24 protein-coding genes and 1 pseudogene are annotated in these 22,532 nt (G+C 52.5%); 15 read left to right on the top strand and 10 right to left on the bottom strand.

The genetic code is table 11. The features are described 5' to 3' along the window. Positions 1-54 precede the first annotated feature (54 nt). From QMN38_RS17785 to QMN38_RS17755, 7 genes are all read left to right on the top strand, one after another. Positions 55-909 (top strand): tagatose bisphosphate family class II aldolase, encoded by an 855-nt coding sequence (locus QMN38_RS17785; protein WP_271456272.1) that lies wholly within the window; start codon positions 55-57, stop codon positions 907-909. A gap of 133 nt (positions 910-1,042) precedes the next feature. After that, positions 1,043-2,314, top strand: coding sequence for a tagatose-bisphosphate aldolase subunit GatZ (gatZ, locus tag QMN38_RS17780; RefSeq protein ID WP_323605485.1), 1,272 nt, complete (start codon positions 1,043-1,045; stop codon positions 2,312-2,314). A 14-nt stretch (positions 2,315-2,328) separates the two neighbouring features. Then, positions 2,329-2,793: a PTS galactitol transporter subunit IIA gene (gene gatA, locus QMN38_RS17775; RefSeq protein WP_323605484.1), complete on the top strand. Its 465-nt coding sequence runs from the start codon at positions 2,329-2,331 to the stop codon at positions 2,791-2,793. Between the two features lie 29 nt (positions 2,794-2,822). Continuing rightward, a complete protein-coding gene (gatB, locus tag QMN38_RS17770; RefSeq protein ID WP_003828616.1) occupies positions 2,823-3,107 on the top strand; it encodes a PTS galactitol transporter subunit IIB in 285 nt (94 codons plus the stop codon). 4 nt (positions 3,108-3,111) lie between these two features. Next, complete coding sequence (locus QMN38_RS17765) at positions 3,112-4,485, top strand: galactitol-specific PTS transporter subunit IIC (RefSeq protein WP_202037659.1); 1,374 nt, start codon at positions 3,112-3,114, stop codon at positions 4,483-4,485. 44 nt (positions 4,486-4,529) lie between these two features. Then, a complete protein-coding gene (gene gatD, locus QMN38_RS17760; RefSeq protein ID WP_271440726.1) occupies positions 4,530-5,573 on the top strand; it encodes a galactitol-1-phosphate 5-dehydrogenase in 1,044 nt (347 codons plus the stop codon). 111 nt (positions 5,574-5,684) lie between these two features. After that, entirely contained in the window at positions 5,685-6,458 is a 774-nt protein-coding gene (locus QMN38_RS17755; RefSeq protein WP_048213375.1) for a DeoR/GlpR family DNA-binding transcription regulator, read from the top strand. Here QMN38_RS17755 and QMN38_RS17750 read toward each other — a convergent pair. Both QMN38_RS17750 and rsmI read right to left on the bottom strand, forming a co-directional pair. Beyond that, positions 6,455-7,459 (bottom strand): annotated as a pseudogene (locus QMN38_RS17750) (Fic family protein). The gene QMN38_RS17755 and the pseudogene QMN38_RS17750 sit on opposite strands and share 4 nt — an antisense overlap. A 2-nt stretch (positions 7,460-7,461) precedes the next feature. Continuing rightward, positions 7,462-8,325 (bottom strand): 16S rRNA (cytidine(1402)-2'-O)-methyltransferase, encoded by an 864-nt coding sequence (rsmI, locus tag QMN38_RS17745; RefSeq protein ID WP_202037656.1) that lies wholly within the window; start codon positions 8,323-8,325, stop codon positions 7,462-7,464. Between the two features lie 62 nt (positions 8,326-8,387). On the opposite strand from rsmI, the gene QMN38_RS17740 reads away from it, so the two are divergent. The 4 genes from QMN38_RS17740 to dolP all read left to right on the top strand — a co-directional run bounded on the left by QMN38_RS17740 (position 8,388) and on the right by dolP (position 12,035). After that, complete coding sequence (locus tag QMN38_RS17740) at positions 8,388-10,439, top strand: penicillin-binding protein activator (RefSeq protein WP_323605482.1); 2,052 nt, start codon at positions 8,388-8,390, stop codon at positions 10,437-10,439. Continuing rightward, positions 10,397-10,798 (top strand): YraN family protein, encoded by a 402-nt coding sequence (locus QMN38_RS17735; RefSeq protein ID WP_323605480.1) that lies wholly within the window; start codon positions 10,397-10,399, stop codon positions 10,796-10,798. Before QMN38_RS17740 ends, QMN38_RS17735 begins: the two co-directional genes overlap by 43 nt. A gap of 61 nt (positions 10,799-10,859) precedes the next feature. Further along, a complete protein-coding gene (gene diaA, locus QMN38_RS17730) occupies positions 10,860-11,450 on the top strand; it encodes a DnaA initiator-associating protein DiaA (protein ID WP_003024948.1) in 591 nt (196 codons plus the stop codon). A gap of 9 nt (positions 11,451-11,459) precedes the next feature. Further along, entirely contained in the window at positions 11,460-12,035 is a 576-nt protein-coding gene (gene dolP / locus QMN38_RS17725; RefSeq protein ID WP_048213381.1) for a division/outer membrane stress-associated lipid-binding lipoprotein, read from the top strand. Positions 12,036-12,128: 93 nt separating this feature from the next. Here the strand turns inward: dolP and QMN38_RS17720 are convergent, their stop codons facing one another. After that, positions 12,129-12,764: an NAD(P)H-binding protein gene (locus tag QMN38_RS17720; RefSeq protein WP_323605479.1), complete on the bottom strand. Its 636-nt coding sequence runs from the start codon at positions 12,762-12,764 to the stop codon at positions 12,129-12,131. Positions 12,765-12,801: 37 nt separating this feature from the next. Further along, positions 12,802-13,230, bottom strand: coding sequence for a YhbP family protein (locus tag QMN38_RS17715; RefSeq protein ID WP_271440732.1), 429 nt, complete (start codon positions 13,228-13,230; stop codon positions 12,802-12,804). 37 nt (positions 13,231-13,267) lie between these two features. On the opposite strand from QMN38_RS17715, the gene QMN38_RS17710 reads away from it, so the two are divergent. Beyond that, entirely contained in the window at positions 13,268-13,573 is a 306-nt protein-coding gene (locus QMN38_RS17710) for a GIY-YIG nuclease family protein (protein ID WP_271440733.1), read from the top strand. On the opposite strand, the gene QMN38_RS17705 is transcribed toward QMN38_RS17710, so the two are convergent. Further along, positions 13,570-14,073, bottom strand: coding sequence for a GNAT family N-acetyltransferase (locus QMN38_RS17705; RefSeq protein ID WP_137382408.1), 504 nt, complete (start codon positions 14,071-14,073; stop codon positions 13,570-13,572). The genes QMN38_RS17710 and QMN38_RS17705 overlap by 4 nt on opposite strands. Further along, positions 14,067-14,591 carry a ubiquinone anaerobic biosynthesis accessory factor UbiT gene (ubiT, locus tag QMN38_RS17700; protein WP_271440734.1) on the bottom strand — a complete coding sequence of 175 codons (525 nt, stop codon included), beginning with the start codon at positions 14,589-14,591 and terminating at the stop codon, positions 14,067-14,069. The genes QMN38_RS17705 and ubiT overlap by 7 nt, the downstream gene beginning before the upstream one ends. A 218-nt stretch (positions 14,592-14,809) precedes the next feature. On the opposite strand from ubiT, the gene ubiU reads away from it, so the two are divergent. The 3 genes from ubiU (at position 14,810) to QMN38_RS17685 (ending at position 17,877) form a co-directional block, all read left to right on the top strand. Next, complete coding sequence (gene ubiU / locus QMN38_RS17695; RefSeq protein WP_137382410.1) at positions 14,810-15,805, top strand: ubiquinone anaerobic biosynthesis protein UbiU; 996 nt, start codon at positions 14,810-14,812, stop codon at positions 15,803-15,805. An 8-nt stretch (positions 15,806-15,813) separates the two neighbouring features. After that, positions 15,814-16,692, top strand: a complete 879-nt coding sequence (locus QMN38_RS17690) for a U32 family peptidase (RefSeq protein ID WP_271440735.1) — start codon at positions 15,814-15,816, stop codon at positions 16,690-16,692. 177 nt (positions 16,693-16,869) lie between these two features. Beyond that, positions 16,870-17,877 carry a luciferase-like monooxygenase gene (locus QMN38_RS17685; protein ID WP_323605477.1) on the top strand — a complete coding sequence of 336 codons (1,008 nt, stop codon included), beginning with the start codon at positions 16,870-16,872 and terminating at the stop codon, positions 17,875-17,877. 89 nt (positions 17,878-17,966) lie between these two features. Here QMN38_RS17685 and mtr read toward each other — a convergent pair whose 3' ends face one another. The 4 genes from mtr to nlpI all read right to left on the bottom strand — a co-directional run bounded on the left by mtr (position 17,967) and on the right by nlpI (position 22,473). After that, positions 17,967-19,211: a tryptophan permease gene (gene mtr, locus QMN38_RS17680; protein WP_271440737.1), complete on the bottom strand. Its 1,245-nt coding sequence runs from the start codon at positions 19,209-19,211 to the stop codon at positions 17,967-17,969. 270 nt (positions 19,212-19,481) lie between these two features. After that, a complete protein-coding gene (locus QMN38_RS17675) occupies positions 19,482-21,410 on the bottom strand; it encodes a DEAD/DEAH family ATP-dependent RNA helicase (RefSeq protein WP_137382414.1) in 1,929 nt (642 codons plus the stop codon). Then, the gene (gene yrbN / locus QMN38_RS17670; protein WP_010723222.1) at positions 21,403-21,483 is read right to left on the bottom strand and encodes a protein YrbN; all 81 of its coding nucleotides are present in this window, start codon (positions 21,481-21,483) and stop codon (positions 21,403-21,405) included. The genes QMN38_RS17675 and yrbN overlap by 8 nt, the downstream gene beginning before the upstream one ends. Before the next feature lie 105 nt (positions 21,484-21,588). After that, complete coding sequence (gene nlpI, locus QMN38_RS17665; RefSeq protein ID WP_003024982.1) at positions 21,589-22,473, bottom strand: lipoprotein NlpI; 885 nt, start codon at positions 22,471-22,473, stop codon at positions 21,589-21,591. Between the last annotated feature and the right edge of the window lie 59 nt (positions 22,474-22,532).

Raw genomic sequence — 22,532 nt, 5'->3', positions numbered from 1 at the left:
ACGAAACCCTATACTTTATTTCGAAGAAAGAAATCGAAAGACTTCGGAGGAAGTATGTTTATCATTTCAAGCAAAACAATGCTGAAGAAGGCTCAACAAGAAGGTTACGCCGTCCCCGCGTTTAACATCCACAATCTCGAGACCTTACAGGTTGTCGTAGAAACGGCTGCCGAGCTACGTTCTCCGTTGATCGTCGCCGGAACGCCAGGTACTTTTAACTACGCTGGTGTCGGTAATATAGTCGCTATCGCCAGCGAGCTGGCCAGAAGCTGGAACCTCCCCCTGGCAATTCATCTCGATCACCATGAAAGCGTCAGCGATATTGAAGCAAAAGTCTCCTCAGGGATTCGCTCTGTCATGATTGACGGCTCCCATTTACCGTTTGCCGATAACATCGCGTTAGTCAAACGCGTGACGGATTACTGCCACCGCTATGACGCCAGCGTTGAAGCAGAACTGGGACGCCTGGGTGGGCAAGAAGATGACCTGATCGTTGATGGCAAGGATGCACTTTATACCCACCCTGAGCAGGCTCGAGAGTTCGTAGAAAAAACAGGTATCGACTCATTGGCAGTCGCCATTGGCACTGCCCACGGCTTGTACACCGCAGAGCCAAAACTGGACTTTGAACGGTTAGAAGAGATTCGTCAATGCGTTGATATTCCTTTGGTTTTACATGGCGCTTCCGGCCTGCCCCCTCAGGATATTAAACGCGCAATCGCCCTCGGGATCTGCAAAGTCAACGTCGCTACCGAACTCAAAATCGCCTTTGCTGACGCACTCAAAAACTACTTGAGCGCCCACACCGATGCGAACGATCCACGGCACTACATGGTGCCAGCAAAAGCGGCGATGAAAGAGGTGGTACGTAAAGTCATCGCCGACTGCGGCTGCGAAGGAAAGCTGTAAGTCCTTCATTAATTTGAATTGCACGGGTGCTGACAAAGGTTTGTTTTTAAAGCTGGATCACGAAAGATGCTTTTACCCTTTGCCTTCAATCCAAAAATATTATGAAGATAAACAAAAGATATCGGAGATAGAAGTGAAAGAAATAATCTCTCGTCATAAAGCGGGTGAATATTTGGGAATTTGTTCTGTTTGTTCAGCCCATCCGCTGGTGATTGAATCCGCATTACGTTTTGATCTCAATACAGACAGTAAAGTGCTGATCGAAGCGACATCAAATCAGGTCAATCAGTTTGGCGGCTATACCGGGATGAAGCCTGCCGATTTCCGTGACTTTGTGTATAACATTGCAGAACAAGTCGGTTTCCCTCGTGAAAGACTGATTCTCGGGGGCGATCACCTCGGTCCTAACTGCTGGCAAAATGAACCGGCAGCAGAGGCGATGGCGAAATCCGTTGATTTAATTAAAGCTTATGTCGCCGCTGGATTCAGTAAAATCCATCTTGATGCCTCTATGTCCTGTGCTGACGATCCCACACCGTTGGATCCGATGATTGTCGCCGAGCGCGCCGCTGTACTGTGCCAGGCCGCAGAAGCAACAGCCACTGAAGAACAGAAACGCCAACTAACTTACGTTATAGGGACAGAAGTTCCTGTACCTGGCGGAGAAGCCAGTACTATTGGTACCGTACATGTTACCCGCGAAGAAGATGCTGCCCGTACCCTGGAAACACACCAGGTCGCTTTTCGCGCATTAGGGCTTGAAGACGCATTAACCCGTGTGATCGCCATTGTCGTCCAGCCAGGCGTGGAGTTTGATCACACACAGATCATTCACTATCAACCACAAGCCGCAGAAGCGCTTTCTGCCTGGATCAAAGAGACGCCGATGGTCTATGAGGCGCACTCCACCGATTATCAAACCCGTCAAGCCTATCGTGACCTGGTACGTGACCACTATGCGATTCTGAAAGTAGGTCCCGCGCTGACTTTCGCCCTTCGCGAAGCTATTTTTGCGCTGGCGCAAATGGAAAATGAGCTGATCTCTCCGGAACAACGGAGCCGGGTGCTGGAGGTGATTGATGAAGTCATGCTGAATGAGCCGGATTACTGGAAAAAATACTATCGCCCAACCTGGAGCCAGGCGATGGTCGATATTCACTTCAGCTTGTCTGACCGTATTCGCTACTACTGGCCTCATCCGCGCATTCGTCAAAGCGTGGAAAAGTTAATTGCCAACCTGAACGGTGTGGCATTACCGCTGGGGTTAATTAGCCAGTTTATGCCCGTGCAGTTTGAGCGCCTGTCAGAAGGTACGCTCACGGCTACACCCCATAATCTGATTATCGACAAAATCCAGGACGTTCTGCGTGCCTATCGCTTTGGCTGCGCACCAGTCATCGCCTGAAATCTGGAGAATATATGAGCCAACTCTTTGTCCGAACCGGAATAAACTTTAGCTCGTGTCAGCATGCGCTGGTACACATTGGGGAGGAGATGCTGGCCAAAGGGGTCGTGCATGAAAGCTACCCGCAGGCCTTAATTGAACGTGAAGCCACATTCCCAACCGGGATAGCGCTGGAACGTCACGCCGTTGCGATCCCGCACTGTGAAGCCATTCATGCAAAATCGCCAGCTATCTATCTGATTCGCCCAGAGACGCCTGTCAACTTTCAGCAGGCAGATGATGATGAAGAGATAGCGGTCTCTTTAATTATTGCCTTAATCGTTGAGAACCCGACGGCTCAGCTAAAGCTGTTACGTCGCCTGTTCAGTGAGCTGCAAAACCCGAACACCATTGAAGCATTATTGAATGCGCCAGAGGCTGAACTGGCAATGCTCTTTCGGGAAAAAATCCTTGAGTCTGAGCCTTGCGCGCAGGCTTGATAACAAACTGATAATAAAAGGAATACCCTATGAAACGTAAAGTAATTGTGGCGTGTGGCGGTGCTGTAGCAACTTCAACAATGGCAGCAGAAGAAATTAAAGAACTGTGTGAAGCCAACAATATCCAACTCGACCTGGTTCAGTGCCGTGTAACGGAAATCGAAACCTATATGGATGGTGCAGATCTTATCTGTACTACCGCCCGTGTTGACCGTACTTTTGGTGATATACCTGTGGTCCACGGCATGCCTTTTGTTTCAGGCGTGGGTATCGAAGCGTTGCAGCAAAAAATACTGACTATCCTCGTGGGGTGACGCCATGTTTAGCGAAATAATGCGTTATATCCTCGACTTAGGTCCGACTGTCATGCTGCCGCTCGTGATCATCATCTTCTCAAAACTATTGGGGATGAAGCTCGGGGATTGTTTTAAATCCGGTCTGCATATTGGGATTGGCTTCGTCGGTATCGGCCTGGTTATTGGCCTGATGCTGGATTCTATCGGGCCTGCCGCAAAAGCAATGGCGGAGCAGTTTCAAATCAATCTGCATGTCATTGATGTTGGCTGGCCGGGTTCATCACCGATGACATGGGCATCACAGATCGCCTTGATTGCTATCCCTGTCGCCATTGGGGTCAATATCCTGATGCTGGTCACCCGAATGACCCGGGTCGTCAATGTCGATATCTGGAACATCTGGCATATGACGTTCACTGGCGCAATGTTACATCTGGCGACGGGCTCATACTGGTTGGGCATCCTGGGCGTTGTCGTTCACGCCGCATTTGTCTACAAACTTGGCGACTGGTTTGCGAAAGACACGCGCGACTTTTTCGGTCTCGAAGGTATTGCCATCCCACACGGCTCATCAGCCTATCTGGGGCCAATAGCGGTATTGGTTGATACGATCATTGAAAAAATCCCAGGCCTTAATCGCATTCATTTCAGTGCTGATGATGTACAGAAACGCTTCGGTCCTTTTGGTGAGCCAGTCACCGTCGGTTTTGTTATGGGCTTAGTGATCGGCTTGTTAGCCGGGTATGACATCAAAGCAGTATTGCAACTGGCGGTAAAAACGGCTGCCGTTATGCTGCTCATGCCACGCGTCATTAAACCGATTATGGATGGCTTAACGCCTATTGCGAAGCATGCACGTAAACGTCTGCAGGCGAAATTTGGCGGCCAGGAGTTCTTAATTGGTCTGGACCCCGCATTGCTGCTCGGCCATACATCGGTGGTTTCCGCCAGCCTGATCTTTATTCCGCTGACCATTCTGATTGCCGTCCTGGTCCCAGGTAATCAGGTTCTGCCCTTCGGTGATCTTGCTACTATTGGGTTTTTCGTAGCAATGGCGGTAGCCGTTCATCAGGGGAACCTGTTCCGCACGCTGATCTCTGGCGTCATCATCATGGGCATCACCTTATGGATCGCCACCCAGACCATCGGCTTACACACTCAGCTTGCCGCCAACGCCGGGGCACTGAAAGCAGGTGGAATGGTCGCCTCTCTGGACCAGGGGGGCTCGCCGATCACCTGGTTACTGATTCAGCTCTTTACCTGGCAAAACGTCGTGGCGTTTGCAGTTATTGCCGTCATTTACTTCGCCGGTGTGCTATTGACCTGGCGCCGGGCACGTAATTTCGTCGCCGCCGAAAAAGCAGCCGCTATCTCAGAAAGCCAGCCCACATCTTAATTTCTGGGGAGCATTTGCTCCCCTTCACATTTCTGGAGACTCTTATGAAATCAGTGGTTATTCACGCTGAGGGAGACGTACGCGTTGAAGAACGTCCCATGCCCCAACTGCAAGCCGATAACGATGTATTGGTCAGGGTGGTTAGTTCAGGGCTTTGCGGTTCTGATATCCCGCGTATTTTTTCTCATGGTGCGCATTACTACCCAATAACGCTGGGTCATGAATTTAGCGGTTATGTTGAATCCTACGGCACCGGTGTGACTGATATGCAACCTGGCGACGCCGTTGCCTGTGTGCCGCTACTCCCCTGCTTCCACTGCCCTCAGTGTGAACGTGGTTACTTTTCGTTATGTAAGCAATATCAGTTTGTCGGTTCGCGTAGCGAAGGGGGCAATGCGGAATATGTGGTCGTAAAACGCGCCAATCTGTTCCGACTGCCATCAGATATGCCGATTGATGACGGGGCATTCATCGAACCCATTACCGTCGGTTTGCATGCCTTCCACCTGGCTCAGGGCTGCGAAGGTAAAAACGTGATTATCGTTGGCGCAGGGACTATCGGTTTGCTGGCGATGCAATGTGCCCGCGAACTCGGTGCAAAAAGTGTCACGGCAATTGATATCAACCCACAAAAATTGACGTTAGCGAAAGAGTTGGGAGCCACTCACGTATTTAATAGCCGGGAGATGAGTGCGGCGGAAATCTATTCCGCACTGGCAGATATGCAGTTCGATCAGTTGGTACTGGAGACAGCAGGAACACCACAAACCGTAGCCCTGTCTGTAGAAATTGCAGGCCCTCGCGCACAGGTGGCGTTAGTGGGTACATTGCACCAGGACCTGACGCTGACTTCCAGTGTATTTGGCCAAATACTGCGTAAGGAATTAACGATTCTCGGCAGTTGGATGAACTACTCCAGCCCATGGCCAGGAGAGGAGTGGGAAACCGCTGCACGCTTGCTGACCGAAAAACGTTTGCAACTGGAGCCGTTAATTGCCCATAGCGGCGACGCGGACAGTTTTGCCAAAGCGGTAACATCACTCAATGGCGCACCGATGCAGGGAAAAATTCTGCTCAAATTTGCCTGACCTCACGAGCCAGCAACCTGCGCTGGCTCACATTTCCTTTCGAAATTTAGCGTTCACCTTTCGCAATCCTTCGATTAAACTAGTGATAGTTAAATTATCAGGTAAATCAATATGAACTCATTTGAGAGAAGGAACAAAATTGTCGACCTGATTAATACGCAAGGCAGCGTACTGGTAATGGACCTTTCGAATACCTTTGGTATTTCTGAAGTGACCATTCGCGCTGACCTGCGGTTATTAGAGGAGAAAGGTCTTGTCACCCGTTTTCACGGCGGAGCGGCAAAACCGGGAAGCCACCTGGCTGAAGGCGACAATCAGGAAGTGATATTGGAAGAGCGGTATCAACTTGCCAGCGATCCGAAAAAAAGGATCGCCCAAGCCGCGACCGCAATGGTCGAAGAAGGTATGACCGTCATTCTGGATAGTGGAAGCACCACCTTGCTTATCGCGGAGGCGTTAAACCGAAAAAGTAATATTACCGTTATTACCAATAGCCTACCCGCCGCATTCACGTTGTCGGAAAACAAAGACATTACGCTGGTCGTCTGCGGTGGAACAGTACGCCATAAAACCCACTCGATGCATGGCACCATCGCCGAACGTTCTCTACAAGGGATCAGTGCTGACCTGATGTTCGTTGGTGCCGATGGGATTGATGCCACAAATGGTATTACGACATTTAACGAAGGCTACTCCATTAGCAGCGTCATGGCAGCTGCCGCACATAAGGTCATCGCTGTGCTGGACGCGACAAAGTTCAATCGCCGTGGCTTTAATCAGGTACTGCCGATGGAGAAGATTAATTGCGTGATAACCGACGATAGCATCAGCAAGCAGGACAAATCAGCGCTCGCTAAAACAGGCGTTGAGTTACTGATCGTTTAGTTTTTTACCCGCCACATCCCGCCTTTCTTCGCGCCAACGCGTTGCAACTTTCCTTTTTGCTGCAACGCTTTCAGATAGCGCTCTACGGTACGGGATGAGATTTCACACTCATCAGCGATACTTTTGGCAGATCTGCCCGGCTGATTCGACAAGATTTGTAGAATACGTTTTTCTATATCCAGTAAATCAGGCGACATTTATTCCGACATTTATTCCGACATTTCTTCCGACATCGTCGGTGCTTGCCCTAATCCCTCTTTCAAAGCAGAGATGATATTTCCCAAAATAAATTCTATGAATGGCGTACAACTACTTTGCCGATCGCATTGCCCTAATACCTGATAATACCGATCCTGCTGGTAATGGATCAGCGTTTCTACCGGCAGCCAAGCCAATTCGGCGCGCCACTCCCGCAGAATTAATGTTTGCCACAACCGCCCCATTCGCCCATTACCATCAGAAAAAGGATGAATAAATTCAAATTCATAGTGGAAAACAGCCCCAGCAATAAGAGGGTGATGTTCTGTCGTTTTTAACCAACCCAACAAGTCATTAACCAAGCGCGGAACTTGTGAGGCAGGAGGGACCATATGGATAAGATGTTTTTCCCTGTAGACACCGACATTCCCAGAACGCAATTGGCCAGGATTGTCGACCAGTCCTAACATCAGGACCTGATGGGCCTGAAGGAGATCGGATAACCGTTCACTTTTCCACTCCGACATTTTTTCATAGGCCAGAATGGCATTTCTGACTTCCTGTATATCTTTAGCTGGCGCCAGAATTCGCTTACCTTCCATCAGAGCGGTGACCTGCTCTGTCGTCAGCGAATTATGTTCAATAGCCAAAGAAGCCTGGATTGTACGAATGCGATTCTCTTTGCGTAAAAGAGGAGATGTTCTACCCGCCATCGCCGCCCAATGCCCCATAAGCTCACCGATCTCAATCACCTGATTGAGTATCAATGGAGTGACAACGAATGGAGGCTGATATCCACCCACTTTTACTCTCCCTGCTGGTCCAGCGCATACTTATACAGCGCATTCTTTTTCACGCCGTGGATTTCTGCGGCCAGCGCAGCAGCCTTTTTCAGCGGCAATTCTGCCTGTAATAAGGCCAGCGTACGCAGCGCATCAGCCGGAAGGTCGTCTTCTTGTGCTTTATGCCCTTCGACAATCAACACCATTTCACCTTTACGGCGATTTTCGTCTTCTTTGACCCACGCCAGCAACTCACCCACTGGCGCACCATGAATGGTTTCCCAGGTTTTGGTCAGTTCACGCGCCAGCACGACATAACGAGATTCGCCCCAGACCGCTACCATATCTTCCAGGCTGTCCAGCAAGCGGTGAGTGGATTCATAAAAAATAAGCGTACGTGGTTCTGCTTCGATGGCTTTCATCGCATCACGACGCCCTTTAGATTTGGCTGGCAGGAAACCCTCATAGCAAAAACGATCTGATGGCAAACCTGCAGCACTCAACGCGGCAATCGCCGCACAAGGGCCTGGCAGAGGTACCACGCGGATCCCCGCTTCGCGACAGGTGCGCACCAGGTGATAACCAGGATCGTTAATCAACGGTGTTCCGGCATCGGAAACCAGCGCAATGTTTTGCCCTTCTTTCAGTTTCAATACCAGCGTTTCGGCTTTTTGCTGCTCATTATGGTCATGCAACGCAAACAAACGGGCGTTTATCGCGAAGTGTTGCAACAACAATCCTGTATGGCGGGTATCTTCAGCGGCAATTAAATCAACGGCTTGTAAAACTTCGAGCGCTCGTTGGGTAATATCAGCCAAATTTCCGATAGGAGTAGGTACAATAAAGAGTTGGCCTTGAGAATTATCCGCCGATTCGTGTTGTTTCATTGTGTCGTCCGTATTGCCGATTTAATATTGAGCATTGCGTAAAAAATATCACTGGATACAGTATGGTACCCTCAACATTTTCTCGTTTGAAAGCTGCACGCGCGCTGCCTGTCATTCTGGCAGCATTGATTTTCGCAGGCTGTGGCACCCAGGCGCCAGACCAGAGTGCTGCCCATATGCAGGGCACAGCACAAGCTGATTCCGGCTTTTATCTGCAGCAAATGCAGCAAAGCTCAGATGATAGCAAGACCAACTGGCAATTACTCGCCATTCGTGCACTGCTGAAAGAAGGCAAGAGCCAGCAGGCGGTCGAATTGTTCAACCAGTTGCCGCAGCAACTGAACGATACCCAACGTCTTGAACAGTCACTGCTGGCTGTTGAAATCAAACTTGCGCAGAAAGATATCGCTGGCGCACAGGCTCTACTGGGCCAGTTAAAACCAGCCGATTTCTCGCAAAACCAGCAAGCACGTTACTGGCAGGCGCAAATTGACGCCAACCAGGGACGCCCGTCGCTCACGCTGCTACGCGCGCTGATCGCGCAGGAACCGCTGTTGGCCGCCAACGATAAGCAGAAAAATATTGATGCAACCTGGCAGGCCCTGTCGTCAATGACGCCAGAACAAGCGCAAACGCTGGTCATCAACGCTGATGAAAACGTTCTACAAGGCTGGCTGGATCTCCAGCGTGTCTGGTTCGATAACCGTAACGATCCAAACATGATGAAAGCGGGTATTGCCGACTGGCAAAAACGTTACCCGCAAAATCCTGGGGCGAAACTGTTGCCTACGCAGCTCGTCAACGTCCAGAGCTTTAAGCCCGCCTCCACCAGCAAAATTGCCCTGCTACTGCCTCTGAATGGCCAAGCCGCTGTTTTTGGGCGAACCATTCAGCAGGGCTTTGAAGCGGCAAAAAATATGGGTACTCAACCGGTCTCTGCACCTGTTGCCGCCGCACCTGCAGCTAACACTGGTGCTGATGCAACAACGGCACAACCACAGACGACTGACGGCGTCGCCAGTCCCGCTCAGGCTTCTGTCAGCGATCTGACCAACGATACGCCAGCACAACCAGAAGCTGCAGCTGTGCAGCCAACCGCGCCTGCACAGCCAGCGACCGCCAGCGCGCCGGCGAATCCGTCCGCAGAGCTGAAAATCTACGACACGTCATCACAGCCGCTGAATCAGATCCTGGCTCAGGTACAGCAGGATGGCGCCAGCATCGTTGTCGGCCCGCTGTTGAAGAACAATGTCGAAGAGCTGATGAAAAGCAATACACCGCTCAACGTACTGGCGCTAAACCAGCCAGAGTCGGTGAAGAATCTGGCGAATGTTTGCTACTTCGCACTATCACCAGAAGATGAAGCGCGCGATGCCGCACGCCACATTCATGAACAAGGCAAGCAAGCACCACTGCTGTTAATCCCGCGTAGCGCGTTAGGCGATCGCGTGGCTAATGCCTTTGCTCAGGAATGGCAAAAACTGGGCGGCGGCGTAGTGCTGCAGCAGAAGTTCGGGTCGACCGCTGAGCTTAAAATGGGTGTCAACGGCGGCGCGGGTATTTCCCTGACGGGCAGCCCGGTAGCCTCTTCTGTACCTGCGCAACCTGGCGTGACGATTGGCGGTCTGACGATACCGGCAGCACCTACCGATGCCCAAATCACTGGCGGCAGCGGTCGTGTTGATGCCGTGTATATTCTGGCAACGCCGGAAGAAATTGCGTTTATTAAACCAATGATCGCCATGCGTAACGGCAGCCAGAGCGGTGCGACGCTATACGCCAGCTCCCGCAGCGCGCAGGGTACCGCTGGTCCTGATTTCCGTCTGGAGATGGAAGGTCTGCAGTACAGCGAAATTCCCATGCTGGCGGGCGGCAACGAGCCGCTCATGCAGCAAGCGCTGAGTGCAGTACGCAATGACTACTCGCTTGCGCGCATGTATGCAATGGGAGTTGATGCCTGGTCGCTCGCTAATCATTTCTCGCAAATGCGTCAGGTGCAGGGCTTCGAAATTAACGGCAACACCGGCGCGTTGACCGCAACGCAGGATTGCGTGATTAACAGGAAGTTATCATGGCTCAAATACCAGCAAGGACAGGTCGTCCCCGCCAGTTAACGAGCAAACAGACCGGTGATACGTGGGAAACGACTGCGCGTCACTGGCTGGAAAGCAAAGGACTGCGTTTTATCGCCGCCAACGTACGTGAACGTGGCGGCGAAATCGACCTGATAATGCGTGAAGGCAGGACCACCGTCTTTGTCGAGGTCCGCTACCGGCGGTCCACCCAATTTGGCGGCGCGGCGGCGAGTGTGACCCGGAGCAAACAACACAAATTATTACAGACCGCCCGCTTGTGGCTTGCGCGCCACAATGGGAGTTTTGATACTGTGGATTGCCGGTTCGATGTGTTAGCCTTCACCGGAAATGATGTTGAGTGGTTTAAGAACGCGTTCAACGACCGCTCATATAGTTGAATCAGAACCTGCCCATCAGGCAAATAAAATAACCTGACGTGCCTGGTACTTAAGGATTAGCGTGTTAGACAGAATCAAAGTCTGCTTTACAGAAAGCATTCAAACTCAGATAGCTGCGGCTGAAGCACTCCCGGATGCGATCTCCCGTGCAGCCATGACGCTGGTTCAGTCCCTGCTCAATGGCAACAAAATTCTCTGTTGTGGTAATGGGACGTCCGCTGCCAACGCACAGCATTTTGCTGCCAGCATGATCAACCGTTTTGAAACAGAGCGACCCAGTTTACCTGCGATTGCACTAAATACTGATAATGTGGTCTTAACTGCGATTGCCAACGATCGCCTGCACGACGAAGTTTATGCAAAACAAGTCCGTGCGCTGGGACATGCAGGTGATGTTCTGTTGGCAATTTCTACGCGTGGTAATAGCCGCGATATCGTAAAAGCCGTTGAAGCAGCCGTTACACGCGACATGACGATCGTTGCGTTGACCGGTTATGACGGAGGGGAACTGGCCGGATTGTTGGGGCCACAGGACGTTGAAATCCGCATCCCTTCACACCACAGCGCCCGCGTTCAGGAAATGCATATGCTGACGGTCAATTGCCTTTGCGATCTCATTGATAACACGCTTTTCCCTCACCAGGATGATTAAGGAGTACACATGAAGGCATTTTCGCCGCTCGCCGTCGTTCTCTCAGCGTTGCTGTTGCAAGGCTGTGTAGCTGCCGCCGTTGTCGGAACAGCAGCTGTTGGGACGAAAGCAGCAACGGATCCTCGCAGTGTCGGCACCCAGGTAGATGATGGGACCCTGGAATTACGCGTCAATACGGCGTTGTCGAAAGATGCCCAGATAAAGAAAGAAGCACGCATCAACGTGAGCGCATATCAGGGTAAAGTCCTGCTGGTCGGCCAGTCGCCGAATAGCGAACTTTCTGCACGAGCAAAACAAATTGCGATGGGTGTAGAGGGCACAACGGAGGTCTTTAATGAGATCCGTCAGGGCCAACCTATCGGCCTGGGCGATGCGTCCAACGATACCTGGATCACCACCAAAGTGCGCTCTCAGCTCCTGACCAGCGATCAGGTGAAATCCTCCAACGTGAAAGTGACGACCGAAAATGGGGAAGTATTCCTGCTGGGCCTGGTCACTGAACGCGAAGCGAAGGCTGCGGCGGATATCGCCAGCCGGGTAAGCGGCGTGAAACGCGTCACTACCGCCTTTACCTTTATTAAGTAATACAGATGCCGGATAGCGACGCACAGGCGTCTTATCCGGCCTACAGGACGTAATCGTTTGTAGGTCGGATAAGCTCAGCCGACATCCGGCATGTTATTTCGCCCTTTCGCGTAGCTCGGAAGAGGTCAGGATCGAAACCCCTTCATGTTCAGGTGCCAGCGCCTCCATCAGCATGGCTTGCGCGACATCACGTGCCTTAATCGATTTCCAGTTTCCTGGCAGCAACCGGAACAACGGTGCCAAAAACATTTCATTTGCGCGTTGCTTCTCCCGTTCCCCCAGCAACATCGAAGGCCGGACAATCGTTAGCCGTGGCCATTTCTGAGCGATCAGCGCCTGCTCCATTTCCCCTTTCACCCGGTTATAAAAAAATGGCGAATGTGCATTGGCTCCCATCGAACTCACCACCAGCATATGCTGGGCACCAAGCCGGCGGCCCGTCAGAGCGGTGTCCACCACCAGCGTATAATCCGCGTGGATAAACGCCTCTTTGCTACCCGCTTCACGTCGGGTCGTACCCAGGCAGCAAAACACAATATCGACCGGGTCAGAAACTTGCGCCAGCGCATCGCTTAACTGTGGATCGTGAGGATTATAGACCCCGACCGTATCTGCCAATGGTCGTCGTGTCGGTGCGGTGATAGCGTGGATTCGGGGTTCATTCAGCAACATCCGCAGCAAATTTCCGCCCACCAGCCCTGTGGCACCTGTTATTAACACCTGGCTCATTGCTTTTCCATCCCCGCATCCTCAATCGATCTTCTAACTATAGATCACGCAGCCAGAGCATCTTCTTGCCAAAGCCCAGCGTATTGTCAGTGAACTTGATTTCATCCAGCCGAATCTCCCACACGGGCGCCGACAGCATCCTGGCGACAGGGAAACGATGGTTATACGCTTTACGCGCAGCTTCGCTCTCTTCTCCCTCCAGGCGGCGGATTTCCCCTTTAAACTGAACGCCGCGAATCAACGCGACCGTTTTAGGCTGACCGTTTACCGTTCCGGCGACGCACGCACGCGGGCCAGACATCTGTGCATGGCGGGTCTTCTCTTCGGTGAGCACATAGAACGCAACCTTTTGCGCATCAAACAGATAAAACGCATTGGCGCACCACAATTCACCGTCATGGTGTACACACCAGGTCACAACGTGCTGCTTTGCCAACCAACGAGTCACCGCAGTCAGTGTTTCCATTTCTGTTCTCTTTTATACTGTAGGACTGAAAATTATCATGTCGATGGTAACAATGACACCCTGGTATCTGTATCTGATCCGTACCGCAGACAATGCTCTGTACACCGGAATAACCACCGATGTACAACGCCGCTATCAGCAGCATCAGAGCGGAAAAGGTGCGAAAGCGCTACGCGGGAAGGGAGAGCTCACTCTGGCATTTGCGGCGCAAGTCGGCGATCGCTCGCTGGCCCTGCGCATAGAGTATCGGGTCAAGCAGCTTACAAAACGCCAGAAAGAGCGCCTTGTGGAAGGTGAAGGGTTTGAGACTCTGCTGAGCAGTCTGCAAACCCCCGACACTTAAAAGCGATTGAAATGGTCGTGATATTCCACCAGGCCAGATACGCCCTCCAGCGCATCTTCCGCCAGGCGATGCACCTGGAATGCACTTTCTGTACCCGGCCAGCGGCAGCGCAGGTCATGATGGGCCGCCAGTTCGAAGCCCAGGCGACTGTACAATGCCGGATCGCCCAGGGTGACCACCGCGGCGTAGCCAAACTCGTTAAGAGAATCCAGCCCTTCATAAACCAACTGACGCGCCAGGCCTTGCCCACGGTAATTTTCATCTACCGCTAACGGTGCCATGCCGACCCACTGCAGATCTTCACCCTGCACATCAACAGGGCTGAATGCGACGTAGCCCACTACCTGACCTTCATCATCGGTAGCAACCAGACCCAACGTTAAGAAGCCGTCTTCGCGCAGGTCGTGCACTAACTTCGCTTCCGCATCGCTTTCAAATGAACGACGCAGCAGCGCATCAATACCTGGGGCATCAATGGGAATTTCAACTCGAATCAGCATGCTTCACCTACCGAGGTCTGTTTGGTTTCTGGCGACGTTTTCATACCCGCCTCAACAAAATCCGCCAACTGCAGCAGCATGACACGTAACGCTTTCGGCATCTGCTCCAGTTCGATGGCGTCCATCAGATTTTTAACATACAGCCCTAATTCTGTATCGCCTTCGATCACCAGGCGACGCTGGAAGAAAAGCGTATCTGGATCCTGCTTACGCGCCACGATCATCAGGAGATCGCTGGCATCGGCGCTAAAACTCACATCAGCATCTGCGCTCTCACTGACGATAAGCTTGTCGTTCTCTACTGAGGTATACCATCTGAGACCAATATCGCGCACATGAATGCTCAGCCAGCGGCCGTTGAGAAACTCCAGCTCCCCATCGGCCAGCGCCTGACTAAACTGCCAGCTCAGGACCTGTTCCAGAACCTGGCGCTTCAGCGCAAAGGGCGTCAGTTTAACCGGTACACTCATCAGAGAAGGACCTAAATGTACTAAGCGTGAACGCAGTTTATCCAACACGAGCTTTACTCCCTGTTTCAATAGTCCTGCTATTTTGCCATATCAAATAAACGACATAGCGGCATAAATCAACAATTCGATGCGAAATTGTTACCTCTTTATTGGTGTCACCAATACGACTTTAACTGCCTCAAATCAAAAATTGTCTCAGCAAGGTTAACTAAAATCCCTCTTCGTTAACATTTTTGCGTCCTCAGGCGCAACTTTCAGGATAAATTATGGAGCTGCTCTGCCCTGCCGGAAATCTCCCGGCGCTTAAGGCGGCCATCGAGAACGGCGCTGATGCTGTCTACATCGGGCTGAAAGATGATACCAACGCCCGTCATTTCGCCGGCCTTAATTTTACCGAGAAAAAATTGCAGGAAGCGGTGAGTTTCGTTCATCAACATCGCCGTAAGCTGCACATTGCGATTAACACTTTTGCCCATCCAGATGGGTACGTACGCTGGCAACGTGCCGTGGATATGGCGGCACAACTGGGTGCGGATGCCCTGATCCTCGCCGATCTCGCCATGCTTGAGTATGCCGCAGAGCGCTATCCCCATATTGAGCGCCATGTCTCCGTTCAGGCATCTGCGACTAACGAAGAGGCAATTAATTTCTACCATCGCAACTTTGACGTTGCGCGGGTCGTACTACCACGCGTGCTGTCGATTCATCAGGTGAAGCAATTAGCCCGCGTCACCCCAGTTCCGTTAGAGGTATTTGCCTTCGGTAGTCTGTGCATTATGGCGGAAGGTCGTTGTTACTTATCTTCTTATCTGACAGGGGAATCGCCAAACACCGTGGGCGCCTGCTCCCCTGCTCGCTTTGTGCGCTGGCAGCAGACCCCGCAGGGACTGGAGTCACGCTTAAACGAAGTACTGATCGACCGCTATCAGGACGGCGAAAACGCAGGTTACCCAACGCTGTGTAAAGGCCGCTATCTGGTCGATGGTGAACGCTACCATGCACTGGAAGAGCCAACCAGTCTGAACACACTGGAGCTGCTGCCCGACTTACTGGCCGCCAATATTGCGTCGGTCAAAATCGAGGGCCGTCAACGTAGCCCGGCCTATGTCAGCCAGGTCGCAAAAGTATGGCGTCAGGCGATCGACCGCTGCAAAGCCTCCCCGCAGAACTTCGTTCCGCAGCCTGAATGGATGGAAACACTGGGCTCCATGTCCGAAGGCACGCAGACCACGCTTGGTGCGTATCACCGTAAATGGCAGTGAGAAAAGCAATGAAATATTCCTTAGGGCCCGTGCTTTACTACTGGCCGAAAGAGACGCTGGAAGATTTTTATCAGCAGGCCGCAACCAGCCAGGCCGACGTTATCTATCTGGGTGAAGCCGTGTGCAGCAAGCGCCGTGCTACGAAAGTGGGTGACTGGATCGATATGGCGAAATCACTCGCCGGCAGCGGCAAACAGGTGGTGCTCTCTACACTGGCGCTGGTGCAGGCCTCCTCTGAACTGGGAGAACTGAAGCGCTATGTGGAAAACGGCGACTTCCTGGTGGAAGCCAGCGACCTCGGTGTGGTTAACATGTGCGCCGAGCGCAAACTACCGTTTGTCGCAGGACATGCGCTCAACTGCTACAACGCGGTCACGCTGCGTATGCTGCTTAAACAGGGCATGGTGCGCTGGTGTATGCCGGTTGAACTGTCCCGTGACTGGTTGGTAAATCTGCTCAATCAGTGCGAAGAACTGGGTATTCGCAATCAGTTTGAAACCGAAGTCCTCAGCTACGGGCATCTGCCGCTGGCGTACTCTGCCCGCTGCTTTACCGCACGTTCCGAAGATCGACCAAAAGACGAATGTGAAACCTGCTGCATCAAATACCCCAACGGGCGTGATGTGCTGTCGCAGGAAAATCAGCAGGTCTTTGTCCTCAACGGGATCCAGACCATGAGCGGCTATGTCTACAATCTCGGCAACGAGTTGACATCGATGCAGGGGCTGGTTGATATCGTTCGTCTATCACCATTGGGGACGGAAACAATCGCGATGCTTGATGCTTTCCGCGCGAATGAAAACGGCAACGCCCCACTACCGCTTGCCGCCCACAGCGACTGCAACGGTTACTGGAAGCGACTGGCAGGTCTGGAGCTGCAGGCCTAGCCGGATGGCGGCAAAAGTGCCTTATCCGGCCGACAAATAGCGCTCCCGTAGGTCCGATAAGCGCAGCGCCATCGGGGATTGTTTTTGCCGTCAGCCTCATAAAGCTCACTTTGTTAACAACATTCACTAATCTTTAATGCAGTATTAAAAGATTAACCGGTAACAAAGTGAGCCGTTATGACTGACAAAACTATTCCGTTCTCGGTGCTGGATCTGGCGCCGATCCCTCAGGGTTCCTCCGCGCGAGAAGCCTTTTCCCATTCGCTCGATCTCGCACTGCTCGCTGAAAAACGCGGCTACCGCCGCTACTGGCTGGCAGAACATCACAACATGGCCGGTATCGCCAGCGCCGCAACGTCAGTACTGATTGGCTATCTGGCTGCCCATACCACCACGCTACATCTGGGTTCTGGCGGCGTGATGCTACCCAACCATTCCCCGCTGGTGATCGCTGAGCAGTTCGGCACGCTAAACACACTGTATCCGGGGCGGATTGATCTCGGGCTTGGCCGCGCGCCAGGGAGCGATCAACCCACAATGCGCGCCTTGCGTCGCCATATGAGCGGCGATGTCGACAACTTCCCACGTGATGTAGCAGAACTGGTGGACTGGTTTGACGCCCGCGATCCTAATCCTCACGTTCGCCCGGTTCCAGGCTACGGCGAGCAAATCCCGGTTTGGTTATTAGGTTCCAGCCTGTACAGCGCACAGCTGGCAGCACAGCTTGGCCTGCCATTTGCTTTCGCCTCGCATTTCGCACCAGATATGCTGTATCAGGCACTGCACTTGTACCGGACACAGTTCAAGCCTTCAGCACGCCTGGAAAAACCGTATGCAATGGTGTGTATCAATATCATTGCCGCTGACAGTAACCGCGATGCAGAGTTTCTTTTCACCTCAATGCAACAGGCATTTGTGAAACTGCGCCGGGGCGAAACCGGCCAGTTACCGCCGCCGGTAGAGAATATGCATCAACTGTGGTCTGCTTCTGAACAGTACGGCGTTCAGCAGGCGCTGAGTATGTCGCTGGTCGGTGATAAGGCGAAAGTGCGGCACGGTCTCGAGGCGATTTTGCGTGAAACCCAGGCCGATGAAATTATGGTTAACGGCCAGATTTTTGATCATCAGGCACGGCTGCATTCGTTTGATTTGGCGATGGATGTGAAGCAGGAATTGTTGGGGTAGTGCGTTGTTTTGCCCGGTGGCGCTTCGCTTACCGGGCCTACAGGATAAGTAGGCCGGATAAGGCGCAGCCGCCATCCGGCACAACAACATTACTGGTACACAGGCAACAGATTAAAGCTCGACAGAATGTGGATAACTGCGTTACCGATACCGAATACCAGAATCAGCGCAATCATCGGCTTGCCGCCCCAGACGCGGAATTTCGGGCTACCGAAACGCTCACGGGATTTACGTGCCAGCAACGCCGGGACAATTGCGGCCCAGATGGTTGCTGCGAGTCCTGCATAACCAATGGCGTACAGGAAGCCGTTCGGCCACAGCAGCCCACCGACAATCGGCGGCAGGAAGGTCAGCAGCGCGGTTTTAAAACGTCCTATACCAGAGTCATCAAATTTGAACAGATCTGCCAGATAGTCGAACAGACCCAGCGTCACTCCGAGGAACGAACTCGCCACGGCAAAGTTGGAGAACACCACCAACAGCAGATCCAAACTACGACTGTTCAGCACGCCGCTCAACGCCTGGACCAGCACATCAATATTACCGCCCTGCTGTGCAATACCGATAAACTCTGGGCGTGGGATATTGCCCATCGTCCCCAGCAACCATACGGTATACAGCACCAGCGCCAGCAGCGTACCGTAGACCAGGCACTTAACGATGGTCTTCGGATCTTTACCGTAGTACTTCATCAGGCTCGGGACGTTACCGTGGTAGCCGAACGACGCCAGACAAAACGGCAGCGTCATCAACAGATACGGCGTATATGAAGCATTGCTCTCTGCCACGTTAAACAACGTGGTCGGCGTGACGTGCCCTAACAGGCTACCGAAAGTCAGGAAAAAGGTAATCACCTTCGCACCCAGCACAATCGCCGTCATGCGACTGACCGCTTTGGTGCTTAACCACACCACAAATGCTACCAGCAGAGCAAAGCCAAAACCTGCCGCACGCGCCGGAACGTTCAGCGACATCTCAGAGAAAGTGTGGTGCAGAATCGAACCACTCGCCGAGATATACGCGTAGGTCAGGATATAGAGAACGAAGGCGATCGAGATGCCGTTCACAACGTTCCAGCCTTTGCCCAGCAGATCTTTGGTGATGGTGTCGAAGCTCGAGCCAATGCGGTAATTGAGGTTAGCTTCGAGGATCATCAGCCCGGAGTGCAGCATGCAGAACCAGGTGAAGATCAGTGCCGCCATTGACCAGAAGAACCACGCCCCGGACATGACCACAGGCAGAGAAAACATCCCCGCGCCAATAATGGTGCCGCCGATGATCACCACGCCGCCAAGCAGCGAAGGTGATGTTTGGGTGGTGGTTAGTGTTGCCATTCAGCCATCTCTCCAGTCATTTGTATTGTGACTACATCTCAATGTGCTGCACTGTACCAGTACACGAGTACAAATGAAATAAAAAAAGCCCCAATCATTTCGATCAGGGCTGTATATATTACTTTACGCTTTTATACTCGTCATACTTCAAGTTGCATGTACGTTGGCTACGCTCATTCACCCCAGTCACATAGTTTTCTATGCTCCTGGGAACTCACTCTCTTGCCGCCTTCCTGCAACTCGAATTATTTAGAGTATAAGCTAAGAAGCTTATGCGTCACCGCCGAAACGACGACGACCAGCGGAGTCATCACGGCGCGGAGCAGAAGAATCATCACGACGCGGGCCACGGTTGCCTTCACGACGTTCGCCGCTGAAACGACGACCATCACCACGACCGCCTTCACGACGTTCGCCGCTAAAGCCACGACCTTCACCACGACCGCCTTCACGACGCTCACCGCTGAAACGACCACCGCCACGACGCTCACCACCGGTGTGCGGTACTGCATCGCCAACCAGCTGCATGTTCATCGGCTTGTTCAGGATGCGAGTACGAGTAAAGTGTTGCAGCACGTCACCCGGCATACCTTTCGGCAGTTCGATGGTGGAGTGGGAAGCAAACAGCTTGATGTTACCGATATAACGGCTGCTGATATCACCTTCGTTAGCAATCGCGCCAACGATATGACGAACTTCAACACCGTCATCACGACCCACTTCAATACGATACAGCTGCATATCGCCAACGTCACGACGTTCACGACGCGGACGGTCTTCACCACCACGGTCATTGCGGTCACGCGGGCCACGATCGTTGCGGTCGCGCGGACCACGGTCATCACGGTCGCGGAATTCGCGTTTCGGACGCATCGGCGCATCTGGCGGCAGGATCAGCGGACGTTCGCCCTGAGCCATTTTCAGCAGTGCTGCGGCCAGTGTTTCGATATCCAGCTCTTCTTCCGGCTGCATTTTCGCCAGCAGAGCGCGGTACTGATCCAGATCGCTGCTTTCCAGCTGCTGCTGTACTTTCGCGGCGAATTTTTCCAGACGGCGTTTGCCCAGCAGGTCTGCATTCGGCAGCTCGACTTCCGGAATGGTCAGCTTCATGGTGCGTTCGATGTTACGCAGCAGACGACGCTCGCGGTTCTCAACGAACAGCAGCGCACGGCCAGCACGACCCGCACGACCGGTACGACCGATACGGTGAACGTAAGACTCAGAGTCCATCGGGATGTCGTAGTTAACAACCAGGCTGATACGCTCAACGTCCAGGCCACGGGCCGCAACGTCGGTTGCAATCAGAATATCCAGACGACCATCTTTCAGACGCTCCAGAGTCTGCTCACGCAGGGACTGGTTCATGTCGCCGTTCAGTGCAGCGCTGCTATAACCGCTACGCTCCAGCGCTTCTGCCACTTCCAGGGTCGCATTTTTGGTACGAACGAAGATAATCGCCGCATCAAAGTCTTCTGCTTCCAGGAAACGCACCAGCGCTTCATTTTTACGCATGCCCCATACAGTCCAGTAGCTCTGGCTGATGTCAGGACGTGTAGTAACGCTGGACTGAATACGGACTTCCTGCGGCTCTTTCATAAAGCGGCGGGTAATACGACGAATCGCTTCCGGCATGGTAGCAGAGAACAGAGCAGTCTGATGACCTTCCGGGATCTGCGCCATAATCGTTTCGACGTCTTCGATGAAGCCCATACGCAGCATTTCGTCAGCTTCGTCCAGCACCAGACCGCTCAGTTTGGAGAGGTCCAGAGTACCGCGCTTCAGGTGATCCAGCAGACGGCCCGGCGTACCGACGACGATCTGTGGTCCCTGACGCAGGGCACGTAATTGCACGTCATAACGCTGGCCGCCGTACAGGGCAACCACGTTCACGCCGCGCATGTGTTTAGAGAAATCCGTCATGGCTTCTGCAACCTGAACCGCCAGTTCGCGGGTCGGTGCCAGCACCAGAATCTGAGGTGCCTTCAGCTCAGGATCAAGATTGTTGAGCAGCGGTAAGGAGAACGCTGCAGTTTTGCCGCTACCTGTCTGGGCCATACCCAGAACATCGCGACCGCCCAGCAGATGCGGAATGCACTCTGCCTGGATTGGAGATGGTTTTTCGTAACCCAGATCGTTAAGGGCTTCAAGGATAGGAGCCTTCAGGCCCAGATCTGCAAAAGTGGTTTCGAATTCAGCCATGTAGTACGTGTGCCTCAAAATTAATGGCGGCCAGTCTACATAACTCATCATGAAATTGATCTGCAATTTTCATTGAAAAGTGTGAACCGGCTCAAAGTAGGTGTATTAACGAACAACAACGCCCTCACCCGTGAAGGTGATGGCAATCAAAAAGATTACGGGCTGATGTGTACGTCAGCTATTGCTGGTCCGATTCTGCCAGGTCATCTTGGTCCTGGCCCAGGAGCGATAATTCCAACAATGCGTATCGGTGCTCAACAAAGTTATGAACGTTGTTAGCCACCGCCAGTTTGAACAATGCCGTAGCGTTGTCCAAATCCCCCAGACTTAGGTAGTACTTACCTAAATAGAAGTTGGTTTCACTGAGATGCTCAGCGAGCGAGGTGTTATCCGTTGCGTCCGCCTTCAGGCGTTCCATCAGCGTTGCTTCGCTAATGTTGCCCAGGTAGAACTCGACAATGTTCCATCCCCATTGCTCTTTATCCGATTTTTCGAAACGTTGCTTTAACGCTTCTTTAGCCTGCTTCTCATCGAGCTTCTGCTCGGCGAGATAAAGCCACAGACTGCGGAAAGGATCATTGGGATCGTCTTGATAAAACGCCAGCAGATCATCTTGCGCTAACTTGTCACGACCGCCGTAATACAATGCGATACCGCGATTCAAGTGCGCGTAGTTGTAAGTTGGATCAAGCTCAAGTACAGAATCAAACGCTTCATAGGCAGCATCAAAATTGCCTGCCTGCGTTAAATATATACCTAAGTAATTGAATACTTCAGGCATATCTGGTCGGATAGCCAGCGCTTGTGAAAAATCATTTCGCGCCAGTGCCCTCAGACCGAGACTATCATACAACACTCCGCGCTCATATAAAAGCTGTGCGCGTTCGTCATCGGTTAAAGCCCGACTGGCAAGAATTTGTTCCATACGTGCCAGAATCACTTCCTGCTGCAAAGTCGGTTGCAGTGGTACTGCGAGGACTTCACTCTTACGCCAGGCGGAATTACTGCATCCAGCCAGCGTGAGTGCTGTCGCAACGAAACACCAGCGCAAAAAAGGCTTCATTTCCCACTCCCGAAGACAACGATTGAATGAACGTCCAGGTTCCCCGGTTGCTAACAAGG

The sequence above is a fragment of the Citrobacter sp. R-1.5.2 genome (assembly GCF_035064245.1).
GTDB lineage: Bacteria > Pseudomonadota > Gammaproteobacteria > Enterobacterales > Enterobacteriaceae > Citrobacter.
This window is presented reverse-complemented; position numbering and strand designations above follow the sequence as displayed.